This is a genomic window from Stenotrophomonas sp. PS02300 (assembly GCF_029959395.1).
Taxonomy (GTDB): domain Bacteria; phylum Pseudomonadota; class Gammaproteobacteria; order Xanthomonadales; family Xanthomonadaceae; genus Stenotrophomonas; species Stenotrophomonas maltophilia_AD.
This window is the reverse complement of record NZ_JASCOP010000097.1, coordinates 1-16326: the sequence shown is the minus strand read 5'-3', so window position 1 is coordinate 16326 and position 16326 is coordinate 1. Positions and strand designations below refer to the sequence as shown.

Sequence of the window (16326 nt, the reverse complement as noted above, 5' to 3'; positions counted from 1 at the left end):
TCAAACACAACATCCGGCGGGGCCCGGGGGGGGGGGGGCCAAACCCCCCCCGCCCCCCCCCGGGCGCCGCCGGGCCTTCGCCCGGCTGCGGTTCGTTGCCGTGGTCGTGCCCGGCCGAACTCATTGACGGGTCTCCGCCTTGGCGGGGGCGGCCTTGCTGGCCACCGCGGTGGCCGGCTTGTCGCCGATCACCTGCACGGAGGTGCCATCGCGCAGGGCGACCTTGCCGGCCGTCACCACCTTGTCGCCCACCGCCAGGCCATCGCGGATTTCCACCCACGGGCCTTCGGCGTAGCCCAGCTTGACCGGCACGCGGGCGACCTTGCCGTCGCGCACGCGGAACACGGCCGGGTCGCCGTCGTCGAGCAGCGCCAGGCGCGGCACCACCAGTGCGTCGGCGCGCTGGTCGTAGTCGATGCGGATGCGCCCGAACATGCCCGGCTGCAGGCCGGCGGCATCTTCGCCGAAGCCGCTGACCACGCGGAAGGTGCCGCTGCCGGCATCGACCACCGGGGAAATACGGTCCACCGTGCCGGGGAAGGATTTACCCGGCAGCGCATCGGCCACCAGGGTCACCGGCTGGCCGGGACGCAGCGTGGCCAGTTCGCGCTCGGGTACGTTGAGCGTGGCTTCCAGCCGCGAGTTGTCGACGATGCGGAAGATCGGCGTGTTGATCTGCACGAAGTTGCCGGTCTTGATCGAGCGCGATGCGATCACGCCGGAGATCGGTGCCACCACGGTGGTGTAGGACAGTTCGAGGGTCGCCAGGCGGTACTGCGCGCGGGCGTTTTCCAGGTCGAAGCGCAACTGGTCGACGTCGGCGGCGCTGACCATCTGCTGGCCCACCAGCTTCTGCGCGCGCTGGAAGCTGTTTTCCAGCTTGCGCATCTGCGCTTCGCTCTGGGCCACGGCCAGCCGTGCGCGATCCGGGTCCAGCCGCACCAGCGGCTGCCCGGCGCGGACCTGCTGGCCTTCCTCGACCATCACCGCCAGGGCCACGCCTGACGTCTTTGCCACCACCTGCGATTCGGCGCGCGCTTCCAGCGCGGCGGTGCCGGTGTAGCTGGCGGCGACCGCACGGCGGCTGGCTGCCACGGCCTCCACCGGTACGGCGTCGGGGGCTTTTTCGGCCTTGGGATCCTTTTCGGCCGCCGCGGCATCGCCGGCGGGGCCACCCGCGCCGCAGCCGCCCAGCAGCAGGGTCGTAGTGATCAGCAGCGCCGCGGCGCAGGTTCCGGTGCGGCCGGGCAGAAGAGAGATTCGCAACATCGTCGTGTCCCTGAAGGATGCGTGGGCAGGTGTGGTAGCAAAGTAATGCACCACGTCACGACTACACCATATCCCAAAGGTCATGGTGACCTGCGGCCGCCCGTCGGCCGGGCCCGGTTTCAGCTAGATGAAAACGCAGGCTATACTCGGGTCAGTTCCGTACCCCACGCCGGAACGACCAGAACCCGTATACCGGAAACGACATCATGCGCCCGCAGCCGCTCGCCGCTTGTCTTGCTCTGGCCGTCCTCCTGCCCTTCGGGGTTGCCGCCCAGGCCGCACCTGCTCCTGCCGTACCCGCGTCACCCGCCGCTGCCCCGGCAGCCGCGCCCGCCGCCCCGCCTGCCCTGACCGGCAGCTTCGACAATGGCCGCGTACTGGCCTACACCTGCCAGGGGTGCCACGGCATCACCGGGTACAAGAACGCGTATCCCAGCTACCGGGTGCCCAAGATCGGTGGGCAGACCCAGCAGTACCTCAGCCAGGCGCTGAGCGAGTACCGCCACGGCAAGCGCCGGCATCCGACGATGCAGGCGCAGTCCATGAGTTTCTCTGAACAGGAGATCGCCGATCTCGCTGTTTACCTGTCCACCGTCAAATAAGCGCGCTCATGACGAAAGCCACGCCCTTCAAGCGTCACGCCATCGCCCTGTCCGTTGCCCTGCTGCTGGCTGCCTGTTCGCAGTCGCAGGTGGAAAACAGCGCAGATTCCGCCGCCGACCCGGGCCACGCCAGTGGCGAGCACGGGTCAGGCTCCTCCGCCGGCCTGCCCGCCGGCCGCATCGCCGCCGGTGAAGCGCGGGCCAAGGTCAAAGGCAAAGCGACCGGGCAGAGCTGCATCGACTGCCACGGTGCCGACGGCAACCAGCCGATCGACCCGACCTACCCGAAACTGGGTGGGCAGTACGGCGATTACCTGGCCCACGCCCTGCAGGCCTACCGCGCCGGGGACCGCCAGCATCCGCTGATGACCGCCCAGGCGACTGACCTGAGTGATCAGGATATTGCCGACCTGGCCGCGTACTTCGGTTCGCGGCCGAGCCAGTTGCGGGATCTGCACGGGGTCAAATGAGGATGATCGGGGCCGGCACCGCGCGGCGGTGCGGCCCCGCATGCATCAGGCGTCGAGCTCTTCCCACCGCGCGTAGGCGGCATCCAGTTCGGCCTGCACCGCACCCAGCTTCTGGGTGTGCGCGGCCATGTCGGCGGCGCTGCGCTGGTAGAACGCAGGGTCGTTCATCGCGGCGGTCAGGCCCTCGACGTCCTTCTCCAGCGTTTCGATCTTCAGCGGCAGCTGTTCCAGCTCGCGCGCGTCCTTGTAGCTGAGCTTGCGCTTGGGCGCTGCCGGTTCGGCGCTGGCCACCGGTGCCGGTGCCGTGGCGGCGCGCGGCGTGGCAACCGCTGCCGGCGCGGCGGGGGCAGCCGCTTCCACGCGCGCCACATGGCGCTGCCAGTCGGTGTAGCCACCGACGTACTCGCCGACCACGCCATCGCCTTCCATCACCATCGTGGAGGTCACCACGTTGTCGAGGAAGTCACGGTCATGGCTGACCAGCAGCAGCGTGCCGGTGTAATCGCCGAGCAGCTCTTCGAGCAGCTCCAGCGTTTCCACGTCGAGATCGTTGGTCGGTTCGTCCATCACCAGCAGGTTGGACGGCTGCGCGAACAGCTTGGCCAGCAGCAGGCGGTTGCGCTCGCCACCGGACAGGCGGGTGATCGGCGCGCGCGCACGTTCCGGCGTGAACAGGAAATCCTGCAGGTATGCATGCACGTGCTTGCGCTTGCCGTTGACCTCGAGGAAATCGCGGCCTTCGGCCACGTTCTCGATCGCGGTCCAGTCTTCGCGCAGCACCGAACGGTACTGGTCGAAGTAGGCGATCTGCAGGTTGGTGCCGGCGCGCACTTCGCCGCTGTCCGGTGCCAGGTCGCCCAGCAGCAGCTTGAGCAGAGTGGTCTTGCCGCTGCCGTTGGGGCCGATCAGGCCGATCCGGTCGCCGCGCAGGATGGTGCTGCTGAAGTCCTTGACCATCACCCGATCGCCGAAGGCGAACGAGATGTCCTTGACGTCGATGACCTTCTTGCCGGAATTCTCCGCCTGCGAGGCTTCCATGCGCACGTTGCCACCGAGTTCACGGCGCTGCGAACGTTCGCTGCGCATCGCCTTCAGGCGGCGCACGCGGCCTTCGTCGCGGGTGCGGCGGGCCTTGATGCCCTGGCGGATCCAAACTTCTTCCTGCGCCAGCATCTTGTCGAAGCGCGCGTTTTCCTGCGCCTGCGCATTCAAGCGCTCTTCGCGGCGGCGTTCGTAGTTGGCCCAGTCGCCCGGCCAGCTGGTGACCTGGCCGCGGTCGATCTCGACGATGCGGGTGGCCAGCGCACGCAGGAAGCGGCGGTCATGGGTGACGAACACCACGCTGCCGTTCCAGTTCTTGAGGAACATTTCCAGCCAGTCGATGGCTTCGATGTCGAGGTGGTTGGTCGGTTCGTCGAGCAGCAGCAGGTCCGGCGCGGACACCAGCGCGCGGCCGAGCAGCACGCGGCGCTTCATGCCGCCGGACAGGCGCGCGAATTCGGCATCGCCGTCGAGGTCGAGCTTGGTCAGCGTTTCGCTCACGCGCTGGTCCAGGCCCCAGCCGTTGGCGGCATCGATCTTGGCCTGCACCGCCGACAGCGCATCGCCATCGAACTCGTCGGCCACGCTCAGGTGGTGGAATTCGGCCAGCCACTGGCCCAGCTCGCCCAGGCCATCGGCGACCACGTCGAACACGCTGCCGGCCGCGCCGTGCGGCACTTCCTGCTCCAGCCGGGTGATGCGCACCCCCTGCTGTACGCGCACTTCTCCGTCGTCGGGCTTGTGGTCGCCGGACAGCAGCTTGAGCAGGGTGGATTTGCCGGCGCCGTTGCGGCCGATCAGGGCGATGCGTTCGCCCGGCTCGATCGACAGTTCGGCTTTTTCCAGCAACAGCGGGCCGCCGACGCTGAAGTCGACGTTTTGCAGAGTAATCAGAGGCATCCCGCCATTGTACGGGCTGGCGGCCTGCGGCGTCGCTCAGCCGGACGCGAAAGCGGATGCCGGCAGCCCCAGCAGTGCGGCCAGTTCCGCCGGCACCCGCTTGCCCGGGTGGTGGACCACCCAGAGCTGGCGCGACAGGGGCGGCAGCGGGGTCTGCAGGATCCGCAGGCTGCCCAGCGCGACCAGGTCGGCCACCGCATGCCGTGACAGGCAGGCCAGGCCGAGCCCCGCAGCAGCCGCCTGTTTGATTGCCTCGGTGCTGCCCAGCTGCATGGCGCGCCCGAAGTGGTGCAGGTGCGGCAGTAGGGCCTGTTCAACGGCCTCGCGGGTGCCCGAACCGGGTTCGCGCAGCAGCCAGCGCGCCGCAGCCAGTGACGCGACATCCACCGAATCGGGCAACGGCGAGGCCGCAGCCGCCACGATCACCAGGGCATCGCGCTGCCAGGGCAACACGTCCAGGCCACTTTCGTGGCACGGGCCTTCGATCAGGCCCAGGTCGACCTCCAGCCGCTGCACGGCCGCCACCACGTCGGCGCTGTTGCCGATCCGCATGTCCACCTGCGCCTGCGGATTGGCCGCCAAGAGGGAGGCCACCCGGGGGGGCAGCAGGTAATTGCCGATGGTGGTGCTGGCGCCTATCCGCAACTGCAGGGGCAGTGTGCCGGCCGCGTGCGCCTGCCCTGCCCCGGCCTGCCGTTCCAGCTCCATCGCCGCCACCAGCAGCGCACGCGCCGGGTCAAGCAGTGCACGCCCGGTGGCGTTGAGTACCAGCCGGCGCCCGATCCGGTCGAACAGCGGTGCGGGCAACTGCCCTTCCAGTTCGTTGAGGGCGGCGCTGGTGGCCGACTGCGACAGTTGGAGCTGAGCGCCCGCCGCAGCGGTGGAACCGGCATCGGCCACGCTCACGAACACCTGCCATTGGCGGAGCGTCAGGCGCATCGGGCGTTAACCACCTTTATAGGTTGATCCAACGATGAGAATGCGTTTTACCAGTTGATGGGTCAAGCGCACGCTGTTGTCCTGTTTCGACGAGAACGCGCCGTGCCCCCTTTCCTTGCAAGCCTGCCTACCCCGGGTGCCCTCCAACGCTGGCGCGGCCGGGCCCCCGGCCTGCTGCTGACCGCCGGTCTTGCGGCGGCGGCCATCGCTCTGTCCTCCGTGCCGTGGCTGCAGGCGCACGGCATCAGCGCGCTGACCCTGGCGATCGTGCTGGGCATCGCCGTGGGCAACACCGTTTACCCGCACCTGGCGGCCTCGTCGGCAGATGGCGTGGGCGTCGCCAAGCATTGGCTGCTGCGGGCCGGCATCGTCCTGTACGGCATGCGCCTGACCTTCCAGGACATCGGCCAGGTCGGCGCCGGCGGCATCCTGATCGACGCACTGGTGCTGGCCAGCACCTTCGGGCTGGCGTGGTGGGCGGGCACCTGCTGGTTCGGGATCGACCGCGATACCGCGATGTTGATCGGCGCCGGCAGCGCGATCTGCGGGGCAGCCGCGGTGATGGCCGCCGAGCCGGTGGTGCGGGGTCGCGCCGAGCAGGCCACCGTGGCGGTGTCCACCGTGGTGGTGTTCGGCACGTTGGCGATGTTCCTGTATCCGGCGCTGTACCAGCTCAACCTGGAGCACGCCTGGCTGCCATTGGGGGAACAGGCCTACGGGGTGTTCACCGGCTCGACCGTGCATGAAGTAGCCCAGGTGGTGGCGGCCGGGCGCGCGGTCAGCGAAGGCGCCGCCGATACCGCCGTGATCGCCAAGATGGTGCGGGTGATGATGCTGGCCCCGTTCCTGGTGGCGCTGTCGCTGCTGCTGGCCCGTGGCCGTGCGGCGCAGCCCGGCGCGGCACGGGCGAAGATCGTGGTGCCGTGGTTCGCGTTCGGGTTCGTGGCGGTGGCGGGCATCAACTCGCTGCACCTGCTGCCGCCTGCGGTGGTCGGGGCGGCCATCGATGTGGATACCGTGCTGCTGGCCATGGCCATGGCCGCGCTGGGCCTGACCACCCACGTCTCCGCCCTGCGCCGGGCCGGGCCCAGGCCGCTGCTGCTCGCCCTGCTGTTGTTCGGGTGGCTGCTCGGCGGTGGGTTGGCGATCAATCTGGCGGTTCACTGGGTGATCGGCTGAGCGGGTAGAATGTGGCATGAACGAATTCTCCGAACTGCCCCTGTCGGCCTCGCTGGCGGCGGGCATCGACGCGCTGGGCTATACCCAGATGACTCCCGTGCAGGCGCAGGCGCTGCCGGCCATCCTCGCCCGTCGCGACCTGATCGCCCAGGCGCCCACCGGCAGCGGCAAGACCGCCGCGTTCGGGCTGGGACTGCTGCAGGCCCTGGACCCGGCGGTGATCCGCGCGCAGGCGCTGGTGCTGTGCCCCACCCGCGAACTGGCCGACCAGGTCGGCAAGCAGATCCGCAAGCTGGCCACCGGCATTCCCAACCTCAAGCTGGTAGTGCTGACCGGCGGCATGCCGCTGGCGCCCCAGCTGGCGTCGCTGGAAGCGCATGACCCGCACGTGGTGGTGGGCACGCCCGGCCGCATCCAGGAACTGGGCCGCAAGCGCGCCCTGAAGCTGGGCGGGGTGACCACGCTGGTGCTGGACGAAGCCGACCGCATGCTCGACATGGGCTTTGAAGAACCGATCCGCGAAATCGCCGGGCGTACCAGCAAGGACCGCCAGACGCTGCTGTTCTCGGCCACCTACCCCGACGAGATCCGCGAGATCGCGCGCGTGCTGCTGCGCGATCCGGTGGAAGTGACCGTGGAAGGCGCCGACCACGCCCCGGCGATCCGCCACCTGTTCTGCGAAGTGGACCTGGCCAGCAAGCAGAAGGCGCTGGCCGGCCTGCTGCTGAAGTACACGCCGGAATCGACCGTGGTGTTCTGCAATACCCGCCGCGACGTGGATGACGTGGCCGTGTCGCTGCAGCAGTTCGGCTTTTCCGCACTGCCGCTGCATGGCGAGATGGAACAGCGCGACCGTGATGAAGTGCTGGTGCGCTTCGCCAACCGCAGCTGCAACGTGCTGGTGGCCAGCGACGTGGCCGCGCGCGGGCTGGACGTGCAGGACCTGGCGGCGGTGATCAATTACGAGCTGCCCACCGACATCGAAACCTACGAACACCGCGTGGGTCGCACCGGCCGCGCCGGCGCGACGGGGCTGGCGATCAGCCTGGTGACCCACCGCGAGCGCAACCGCGCCGACGCGCTGGAAGCGGCCCAAGGCAAGCCGCTGGACTGGCAGAAGACCCCGCTGGCCACCGCGCGCCCGGCGGTCCTGCCGCAGGCCGCAATGGAGACGCTGCGCATCGACGGCGGCAAGACCGACAAGCTGCGTCCGGGCGACATCCTCGGTGCATTGACCGGCGATGCCGGACTGTCGGCCAAGGTGATCGGCAAGATCGACATCTACGCCACGCGTTCCTACGTGGCGATCGCCCGCGAACACGTGGGCAAGGCGATCGCCCGGCTGGAAGCCGGCAAGATCAAGGGCCGGCGTTTCCGCGTACGGAAGATGTAACCGTCAGTACACCAGGTTCGCGACCAGCGGCACATCGCTGGTCCAGCGTTCGCGGCCGCCCAGGCCGGCCAGTTCGACCAGCACGGCGGCGCCGAGCACCTCGACCTGCAGCTGCCTGGCCAGCGACAGCGCTGCCAGCAGCGTGCCGCCGGTGGCGAGCACGTCGTCCACCACCAGCACGCGCGCGCCGGCCGGCAGTGCATCGGCATGCACTTCGATGCTGTCGGTGCGGTATTCCAGCGTGTAGTCCTGCTTCAGCGTGCGGCCGGGCAGCTTGCCCGGCTTGCGCACGGGCACGAAGCCCACGCCCAGCACGCGGGCCATCGCCGCGCCAAGGATGAAGCCGCGCGACTCGATGCCCATCACCGCATCCAGCCGTGCCTCGCGCCACGGCGCGACCATCGCATCGATGGCGGCGGCGAAATCATCGCCGTTGGCCAGCAGCGGCATGATGTCCTTGAACAGGATGCCCGGCTTGGGGAAATCAGCGACGTCGCGCAGGCGGCCGGCCCAGGCGGGCGTGGCGGGAAGATCGGTCATGGCGGGAGACAACGAATGGGTGGCATAGGGTAACCCGGCCTCATGAACTGCAGGACAGCATCGAGCAGCCGGCCTTGTCGCGCGCCCACTCCGGCCGCTTGCCCGCGTAGTGTTCATGCCCGGGCTGGACCTCATACGGGCGACGCAGGACCTCCTGCAGCGTGTGCACGCCACTGAGGTCGCCCTGCTCCGCCAGCTCGATGGCGTCCTGCGCCAGCCAGTTGCGCAGCACGTACAGAGGATTGGCCGCGGCCATGCGCTGCCGGCGCTGCACCGGTTCGAGCGTATCGGCCTGCAGCCTGGCCGCGTACCGTTGCAGCCACTGCTCGAGCGCGGGCAGCACGGCGTCACGCCGTGCCTCGCTGTAGAACGCCGCGTCCAGTACGGCGAGCCGGGGCGCCTGCGGATCGAGTTCCATCAGGCCACGGAACGCGAGCGTCATGTCCATCTCGCCGTCGTGCAGGAGCATCAGCCAGTCGGCCATCAACGCCAGGTCCGCATCCCGGCACTGGTCGAGGCCCAGCTTGGCGGCGATGTCGTCACGCTCGCAGCGCGCATGCACGGACTGGAAACGCGCCAGGCCATCGTGCAGCGGGGTGACGTCCTCGAACAGCGGCGACAGCGCCTGCGCCAGCCGGGTCAGGTTCCAGTACGCCACCTGCGGCTGGGTGCCGAAGCGGTAACGCCGGCCCTGCGCATCGGTGGTGTTGGGGGTCCAGTCGGGATCGTAGTCGTCCACCCAGCCATACGGGCCGTAATCGATGGTGAGGCCGAGGATGGAGAGGTTGTCGGTGTTCATCACCCCATGCACGAAGCCGACCCGCATCCAGTGCGCCATCAGTACCGCCGTGCGCTCGCAGACCTGCGCGAACCAGGCGGCGTACCGTTGTTCGCCGGCATCGGCCAGTTCGGGAAAATCGCGCGCGATGCACAGGTCGACCAACTGCCGCAGCAACGTCACGTCACCGCGCGACGCCGGCAGTTCGAAGCTGCCAAAGCGCAGAAACGAGGGCGCCACCCGGCACACCACCGCGCCCGGTTCCGCTTCGGGATGGCCGTCGTAGAACATGTCGCGCACCACGCTGTCACCCGTGGCCACCAGGCTGAGCGCGCGCGTGGTCGGCACGCCGAGGTGATGCATCGCCTCGCTGCACAGGAATTCGCGGATCGACGAGCGCAGCACGGCACGGCCATCAGCCCCGCGCGAATAAGGTGTGCGCCCCGCCCCTTTCAGCTGCAGCTCCCAGCGCGCACCCTCCGGCGCCACCAGCTCGCCCAGTGAGATGGCGCGGCCGTCGCCGAGCTGGCCGGCCCAGTGCCCGAACTGGTGGCCACCGTAGTTGGCGGCCCAGGGCTGCATGCCGTCATACAGGGCATTGCCACCGAAGACGCGGGGGAAATCCGGGCTGTCCAGCAGCGCCTGATCGAGTCCAAGCTGCGCGGCCAGTTCAGGCGAGTACGCCAGCAGCGTGGGCGCGGCCACCGGCGTGGGCATCACCGCCGACCACGCCGCGCCGCGCACTTCGCGCACGCGGGGGCCGGTTTCGTCGTCGCCGGGCAGGTCGCGGATGAATCGGTTATCGAAGCGCAGCGGTTCAGTGCTCATCACGACAAGGTGGGGGCGCCCGCACGCCGCTGCAAGCTCAGGCCGCGCCCGCCCCCAGGTCGAGCGGACCACCGCGTTCCACGGCGCGCTGGAACGCGGGTCGCTGCGCGATCCGGGCCAGGAAGGCCTGCAGTTTCGGGTAGCGCTCCATGCTGCCCGCGCGCGAGGCCGCCGCCTGGATCGGGAAGCTCATCTGGATGTCGGCGGCCGTGAAGCGCTCGCCGGCGAACCAGGGCGAGGCGCCCAGTTCGCGCTCCATCCAGTCCAGGTGCAGCTTCAGCTGCGGGCCTACGAAGCCCTTCATCACCTTGTCGGCAATCCCGCGCGCGATCGGCTTGGCGAAAAACGGCATCGGCGCCTTGCGTACGCGCGCGAACACCAGGCTCATCAGCAAGGGCGGCATCGCCGATCCTTCGGCGTAATGCATCCAGTAGCGGTAGCGCACGCGCTCGGCGGCCTGCGCCGGCATCGGCTCGGGCGACAGCTGGCGGCCACTGTCGTAGCGGTCGGCGAGGTATTCCAGGATCGCGCCGGATTCGGCCAGGACCAGGGCATCGTGCTGCAGCACGGGCGATTTGCCCAGCGGATGGATGTCGCGCAGCGCCTGCGGCGCCAGCCAGGTCTTGGGATCGCGCTGGTAGGTAACCAGCTGGTACGGCAGGTTCAGCTCTTCAAGCATCCACAGCACGCGCTGGGAGCGCGAGTGGTCCAGATGGTGCACCTTGATCATCGACAGGTCCGCAGGGGGCAAACGCCCATGCTACCCCCAATAAAAAACGCCGGAAGCTTTCGCTTCCGGCGTTCCTGGCACCTTGCGGTGGCAGGCGCCTATTAGGCGGCCTGCACCTGGTCAGCCTGCATGCCCTTCTGGCCCTGCACGGCGACGAAGGTCACCTTCTGGCCTTCCTGCAGCGACTTGAAGCCGGTGCCCTGGATGGCACGGAAGTGCACGAACAGGTCCGGGCCGCTTTCCGGGGTGATGAAGCCGAAGCCCTTGGCATCGTTGAACCACTTGACGGTACCGCTCTGACGATCAGACATGTAACTAACTCCTGAAACATAAGTTGAAATAATCGCGACCACCGGATTTCCGGAGCCGAGACTGAGTTGCAGGCGTTGGTAAAGCGGATCGATGAGCGGATCGTGAGATCAACCGCATCAGGCCACGATTCACGGTGACCCTAGCAAACACAGTGTGGGGGACGATACGCGTCTTTTACCGAAAAAGCGATAGCTGGGTTATTCAGCCACCTCCCCCCTCCCGCCTGACAGGACAAGGGATTGGGGAATGCTACACGAATTCCTACAGCCTATTCATGTATTTTCCGCCTTAATTGCAGCCAAACGGCAGGCAGGCAGAGGCTAAGGAACCAGACGGAGCTGCCGTAGAGCCACGCCCTGCGTGGCTCTACCGCCCAAGCGCCAGCTGGCTTCTGAATTGTCTGGATTCTCCGGTCAGCGGGTCTTCGAAGGCCAGGGCCTTCGCAAGCAGCTGAAGCGCCGGTGCCGCATCGCCCTGCCCGGCCGTATTCAGCTCCGGATACAGGTCATCCCCCGGATCGGCGCCCCCAGCGCGGCCATATGCACGCGCAGCTGGTGCTTGCGGCCGGTTTCGGGGTGCAGCCGATAGCGCCACCACGGCCCCTCTCCGTCGATCACCTCGATCCGGGTCCGCGCATTCGGCTCGCCCGGGACCTCGGCCATGCGGAAGAAGGGCTCGCCGGGCACCAGGCGGCTGTGCCGCTCCAGCGGGAAGGCCTGTCCGGGCAGCGCCGGCGCCATCGCCTCATAGGTCTTCACGATGCGCCGCTCACGAAACAACCGCTGATACGCGTCGCGCGTCCCAGGTCGCATGGAGAACAGCACCAGCCCCGCCGTCAGCCGGTCCAGCCGGTGCAGGGGCACCAGGTCGGGGTTGCCGGTCCGCGCCACCAGCCGGGCCAGCAGGGTCTGCTGCACGTACCCGCCGGCCGGGGTCACCGGCAGGAAGTGCGGCTTGTCGGCGACCAGCAGGTGCGCATCCACATGCAGGATCGCCTCCTGGAACGGGATCACCGGCTCGTCGACTACTTCACGGAAGTAGTGGATCTCCAGCCCCACCTGCCAGGGGTGGTCGGCCGCCAGCGCCCTGCCCTGCGCATCGCGCACCCGGCCGCGCGCAAACCGGTCCTGCTATTGGCCGCGGTCGATGCGCGGGAACCGCGCACACAGCCCCTCCAACAGGCAGCTCCAGTCGCCCGGAGGCAACTGCAGGCGGCTGGCGGCAACGTGGCCGGTAATCGGATCGGACGGGTGCATACCCCACGCATTATCATGGCGCTCTTTGTTTACGGTACCCCCATGGCCCTCACCGCCACCATCCGCAAGGCCGAACTGCAGATCAGCGACATGGATCGCGGCTACTACGCCACCCATAACCTGACCCTGGCCCAGCACCCGTCCGAGAACGACGAGCGCCTGATGGTGCGGCTGCTGGCCTTCGCGCTGAACGCCGACGAGCGCCTTGAGTTCGGCCGCGGATTGAGCGTGGACGACGAGCCCGACCTGTGGCGCCGCGACTACACCGGCGAGATCGAGCAGTGGATCGAAGTGGGGCAACCCGACGAATCGCGCCTGCGCAAGGCCAGTGGCCGCGCCCGCGCGGTGCAGCTGGTGATGTTTGGCAGCAGCAATCTCACCGACACCTGGTGGAAGCGCAATGGCGCAGCGCTTAACAAGCTGTCGTCGCTTGAGGTCATGGACCTGCCGGGTGACTTCGTCACCGAGTGGGGCAAGCTGATCGAGCGCACCATGACCTGGAGCGTGATCATCGAAGACGGGGAAGTCCAGCTGATGTCCGACAAGGCACACCTGACGGTCACCCCGACCTGGCGCAAGCGCAAACCGCAGGCCTGATCGCGCGCCGATGAGTACGATCCGCTGCGATGTCCTGGTGATCGGTGCCGGCGCTGCCGGGCTGATGTGCGCGCTCACCGCCGGCCGGCGCGGGCGCATGGTGCAGGTGATCGACCACGCCAACAAGGTCGGCAAGAAGATCCTGATGTCCGGCGGTGGCCGCTGCAACTTCACCAACACCGGCACCACCCCGGCCAACTTCCTGTCGGCCAACCCGCACTTCTGCAAGTCCGCGCTGGCGCGCTACACGCCGTGGGACTTCATCGACATGGTCGAGCGGCACGGCATCGCGTACCACGAGAAGGAACTGGGCCAGCTGTTCTGCGACATCTCGTCCAAGCAGATCGTGCGCATGCTGGTGGACGAATGCACCGCCGCCGGCGCGCAGATCCGCACCGACTGCGCGGTGGAGAAGGTCGAGCGCGGCGCGGACGGCTTCCACGTGCAGACCGCGCAGGGCCGCTTCCATGCCGCCTCGCTGGTGGTCGCCACCGGCGGCCTGTCCATTCCCAGCCTGGGCGCCACCGGCTTCGGCTATGAGCTGGCCCGCCAGTTCGGCCACGAGGTGCTGCCGACCCGCGCCGGGCTGGTGCCGCTGACCCTGAGCGGCAAGCACCAGGAGCGCTTCCACGACCTCAGCGGGGTCGCGCTGCCGATCGCGGCGCGTTGCAACGACGTGGAGTTCCGCAACTCGATGCTGATCACCCATCGCGGCATCAGCGGTCCGGCGATCCTGCAGATTTCCTCGTTCTGGCAGCCCGGCGACGACCTGCGCCTGGACCTGCTGCCCGGCCAGGACGCCGAAGACTGGCTGCGCACGATGAAACGCGACCGGGGTGCGGCCGAGCTGCGCACGGTACTGTCCGAGGTCCTGCCGCGCCGGCTGGCGCTGCGCCTGTGCGAACACTGGCTGCCGGACCGCCCGGTGCGCCAGATCGACGAGCGCGAGCTGCGCCAGGCCGCCGCCCTGCTGCAGGATTTCCCACTGGTGGCCAGCGGCACCGAAGGGTACCGTACCGCCGAGGTCACGCTGGGGGGCGTGGATACCCGCAAGGTGTCGTCCAGTACCTTTGAATCGCAACGGGTGCCGGGCCTGCACTTCGTCGGCGAAGTGCTGGATGTCACCGGCTGGCTGGGGGGATACAACTTCCAGTGGGCCTGGGCCAGCGGCCATGCCGCCGGCCAGGTCGTGTAGCCGTCCTTTCATTCCGTGATCGGCGCCCGCCGCCGGCATGGACGAAGTCACATGCATCGTGTATCAAGTTTGCAGTCCGGGGAGTAGTGAATGCAGAACGCGAATGACATCACCGTCCGCCTGCTGATCGTGGATGACAGCGGCGAGAACGCCGAAACCATCGTCAGCATGCTGCGCAACAGCGGCATTGCCGTGCGCCCGGCGCGCCCGCAGAACGCCGAGGAGCTGGGCCAGATCATCGGCGGCCAGCCGATCGACCTGGTGCTGGCCGCGCCCGCGCAGAGCATCCCGCTGCTGCAGGTGACCCAGCAGATCGCGGCCAGCGGCAAGGACATTCCAATGATCCTGCTGGCCGAGACCATCAACGAAACCGAATGGGTGGAAGCCAGCGCCAACGGCATCCGTGCGGTGGCCCTGCGCAGCCGCCCCGAGCACCTGCTGGCGGTGGTGCGCAACGAGTGGACCGACCTGCACGCACGCCGTGGCCTGCGCCGCATCGAGGCGCAGATGCGCGAGACCGAGCGCCGCTGCGATGCCCTGATCTCCTCCTCGCGCGACCCGATCGCCTACGTCCATGAAGGCATGCACATCCGCGCCAACGAGGCGTACCTGGAGATGTTCGGGTTCGAATCGTTCGACGACGTGGAAGGCATTTCGCTGCTGGACATGGTCGCCCCGCAGCACGTGGACGGCTTCAAGCAGCTGCTCAAGTCGCTGAGCAAGGGCGAGGCGCCGCCACCGCAGTACCAGGTGGACGCGCGCAACCAGGACGGGGCGGTGTTCGCCGCCACGATGGAATTCACCCCGGCCACCTATGAAGGCGAGAGCTGCCTGCAGGTGGTGTTCCGCCGCCGCATGGAATTCGACCCGGAGCTGGCCCGCGAGGTCGAGGACCTGCGCCAGCGCGACCAGGTCACCGGGCTGCTCAACCGCCAGACCTTCATGCTGCACGTGGAAAACGCGGTGGCCCAGGCCGGCCGCAGCGAGGGCCGGTTCGGCCTGCTGCTGGTCGAACCGGACCACTACGCGCGCCTGCTGCCGGATATCGGGCTGGACTCGGCCGATGCGTTGATCGCGGCGCTGGCACGGGTGCTGGCCGACACGGTCGGCGACACGGCGCAGCTGGCCCGCTTCGGCGAGCACAGCCTGGCAGTGCTGACCGAAGGTGCGTTCGCGCACACCGAGGCACTGGCGGACCGGATCCGCGAGGCCTTCGCGGCGCAGGTGTTCAGCATCGGCGAGCGTTCGGCCACCGTCACGGTCAGCATCGGCGGCGTGCAGGTGGGCGAGAAGATCGCGAGCATCGGCCAGGTGCTGGCGCGCGCCACCGAATGCCAGCAGGCCGCATCGGAGCTGGGCAACACCAGCCGCATCTTCGATCCGGCGGCAGTGGACCGCGTGGAAGAGGAACGCATCCAGCGCTGGGTGGCCCGGATCAACGAGGCACTGGCCGGCGACGGCTTCCAGCTGCACTACCAGCCGGTGCTGAACCTGGGCGGCGAGGCGCTGGAGCTGTACGAGGCGTACCTGCGCCTGGACAACAACGGCGAGCTGCTCAGCCCGACCGCCTTCCTGGGCATCGCCGAGGAGCACGGGCTGCTGGCGGACATCAACCGCTGGGTGGTGGCGCATGCGATCAGCGTGCTGGGCGAGCGCGAGCGCGCCGGCCATGCCACGCACATGATGGTGAAGATCACGCCGGAGTCGTTCAACGACCCGCAGATGGTGGCCACCATCCGCCGCGAGCTGCAGGCGCACGGGGTACCGGGCGAGCGGCTGTGGCTGCACGCGCCGGAAGCGAAGGTGTTCACCCACCTGCGCAACGCGCAGCAGTTCCTGGCCGACGTGGCGCCGCTGGGCTGCCGGATCGGGCTGGAGCAGTTCGGTTCGGGCCTGGATTCGTTCCAGCTGCTGGCGCACTTCCAGCCGCAGTTCCTCAAGCTGGACCGCGACTTCACCAGCGATTTCGCCCGCACCCGCGAGAACAGCGAGAAGATCGCCGAAATCACCACCCGCGCGCAGGAAGCCAACATCCGCACGATCGCCGAGTTCGTGGCGGACAACGGCTCGATGAGCCTGCTGTTCAGTGCAGGCGTTGATTACGTGCAGGGTGAGTTCGTGGGGCCTGCTGCGCCTGCGATGAACTTTGATTTCGGGTAAGGCTTGAGATCAAGACCGGGGGCCTGCGGTTTCACTGTATTGGGCCGGCGGGTGTGGGTTTGCGGGACACGCCGTGAATCCATCCATGGAGGCTTGTAGAAAACATCCATGTTTTCTACAGTCCCGCAAACCCACCC

The 16326-nt window shown here is 68.3% G+C and carries 14 protein-coding genes and 1 pseudogene; 7 read left to right on the top strand and 8 right to left on the bottom strand.

All coding sequences use genetic code 11. From position 1 onward, the window contains the following. Window positions 1-120: 120 nt before the first annotated feature. Window positions 121-1269: an efflux RND transporter periplasmic adaptor subunit gene (locus QMX79_RS15575; protein WP_282247533.1), complete on the bottom strand. Its 1149-nt coding sequence runs from the start codon at window positions 1267-1269 to the stop codon at window positions 121-123. A 206-nt stretch (window positions 1270-1475) separates the two neighbouring features. On the opposite strand from QMX79_RS15575, the gene QMX79_RS15570 reads away from it, so the two are divergent. Then, window positions 1476-1871, top strand: a complete 396-nt coding sequence (locus tag QMX79_RS15570) for a c-type cytochrome (RefSeq protein WP_282247532.1) — start codon at window positions 1476-1478, stop codon at window positions 1869-1871. A gap of 8 nt (window positions 1872-1879) precedes the next feature. Then, window positions 1880-2341 carry a cytochrome c gene (locus QMX79_RS15565; protein ID WP_282247531.1) on the top strand — a complete coding sequence of 154 codons (462 nt, stop codon included), beginning with the start codon at window positions 1880-1882 and terminating at the stop codon, window positions 2339-2341. Between the two features lie 45 nt (window positions 2342-2386). Here QMX79_RS15565 and QMX79_RS15560 read toward each other — a convergent pair whose 3' ends face one another. Beyond that, window positions 2387-4282, bottom strand: a complete 1896-nt coding sequence (locus QMX79_RS15560; RefSeq protein WP_282247530.1) for an ATP-binding cassette domain-containing protein — start codon at window positions 4280-4282, stop codon at window positions 2387-2389. Between the two features lie 36 nt (window positions 4283-4318). Beyond that, complete coding sequence (locus QMX79_RS15555; RefSeq protein WP_282247529.1) at window positions 4319-5221, bottom strand: LysR family transcriptional regulator; 903 nt, start codon at window positions 5219-5221, stop codon at window positions 4319-4321. 123 nt (window positions 5222-5344) lie between these two features. Between QMX79_RS15555 and QMX79_RS15550 the strand changes: the two genes are divergently transcribed. After that, entirely contained in the window at window positions 5345-6400 is a 1056-nt protein-coding gene (locus QMX79_RS15550; protein WP_282247534.1) for a YeiH family protein, read from the top strand. 16 nt (window positions 6401-6416) lie between these two features. Next, on the top strand, window positions 6417-7793 hold the full coding sequence (dbpA, locus tag QMX79_RS15545) for an ATP-dependent RNA helicase DbpA (RefSeq protein ID WP_068851234.1): 1377 nt from the start codon (window positions 6417-6419) through the stop codon (window positions 7791-7793). 3 nt (window positions 7794-7796) lie between these two features. Here dbpA and QMX79_RS15540 read toward each other — a convergent pair whose 3' ends face one another. From QMX79_RS15540 to QMX79_RS15520, 5 genes and pseudogenes are all read right to left on the bottom strand, one after another. Beyond that, on the bottom strand, window positions 7797-8333 hold the full coding sequence (locus QMX79_RS15540; RefSeq protein WP_282247528.1) for an adenine phosphoribosyltransferase: 537 nt from the start codon (window positions 8331-8333) through the stop codon (window positions 7797-7799). 40 nt (window positions 8334-8373) lie between these two features. Then, window positions 8374-9939 carry a protein adenylyltransferase SelO gene (locus QMX79_RS15535; protein WP_282247527.1) on the bottom strand — a complete coding sequence of 522 codons (1566 nt, stop codon included), beginning with the start codon at window positions 9937-9939 and terminating at the stop codon, window positions 8374-8376. Window positions 9940-9976: 37 nt separating this feature from the next. Beyond that, entirely contained in the window at window positions 9977-10669 is a 693-nt protein-coding gene (locus tag QMX79_RS15530; RefSeq protein ID WP_282247526.1) for a glutathione S-transferase, read from the bottom strand. A 101-nt stretch (window positions 10670-10770) separates the two neighbouring features. Beyond that, window positions 10771-10980, bottom strand: a complete 210-nt coding sequence (locus QMX79_RS15525; RefSeq protein ID WP_068851222.1) for a cold-shock protein — start codon at window positions 10978-10980, stop codon at window positions 10771-10773. A gap of 367 nt (window positions 10981-11347) precedes the next feature. Further along, a pseudogene (locus tag QMX79_RS15520) lies at window positions 11348-12237 on the bottom strand (pseudouridine synthase). 42 nt (window positions 12238-12279) lie between these two features. Between QMX79_RS15520 and QMX79_RS15515 the strand changes: the two are divergent. The 3 genes from QMX79_RS15515 (at window position 12280) to QMX79_RS15505 (ending at window position 16189) form a co-directional block, all read left to right on the top strand. Continuing rightward, complete coding sequence (locus tag QMX79_RS15515) at window positions 12280-12834, top strand: YaeQ family protein (RefSeq protein WP_282247525.1); 555 nt, start codon at window positions 12280-12282, stop codon at window positions 12832-12834. Between the two features lie 10 nt (window positions 12835-12844). Further along, window positions 12845-14029, top strand: coding sequence for an NAD(P)/FAD-dependent oxidoreductase (locus tag QMX79_RS15510; protein ID WP_282247524.1), 1185 nt, complete (start codon window positions 12845-12847; stop codon window positions 14027-14029). Window positions 14030-14119: 90 nt separating this feature from the next. Further along, the gene (locus QMX79_RS15505; protein ID WP_282247523.1) at window positions 14120-16189 is read left to right on the top strand and encodes an EAL domain-containing protein; all 2070 of its coding nucleotides are present in this window, start codon (window positions 14120-14122) and stop codon (window positions 16187-16189) included. Window positions 16190-16326: the final 137 nt, after the last annotated feature.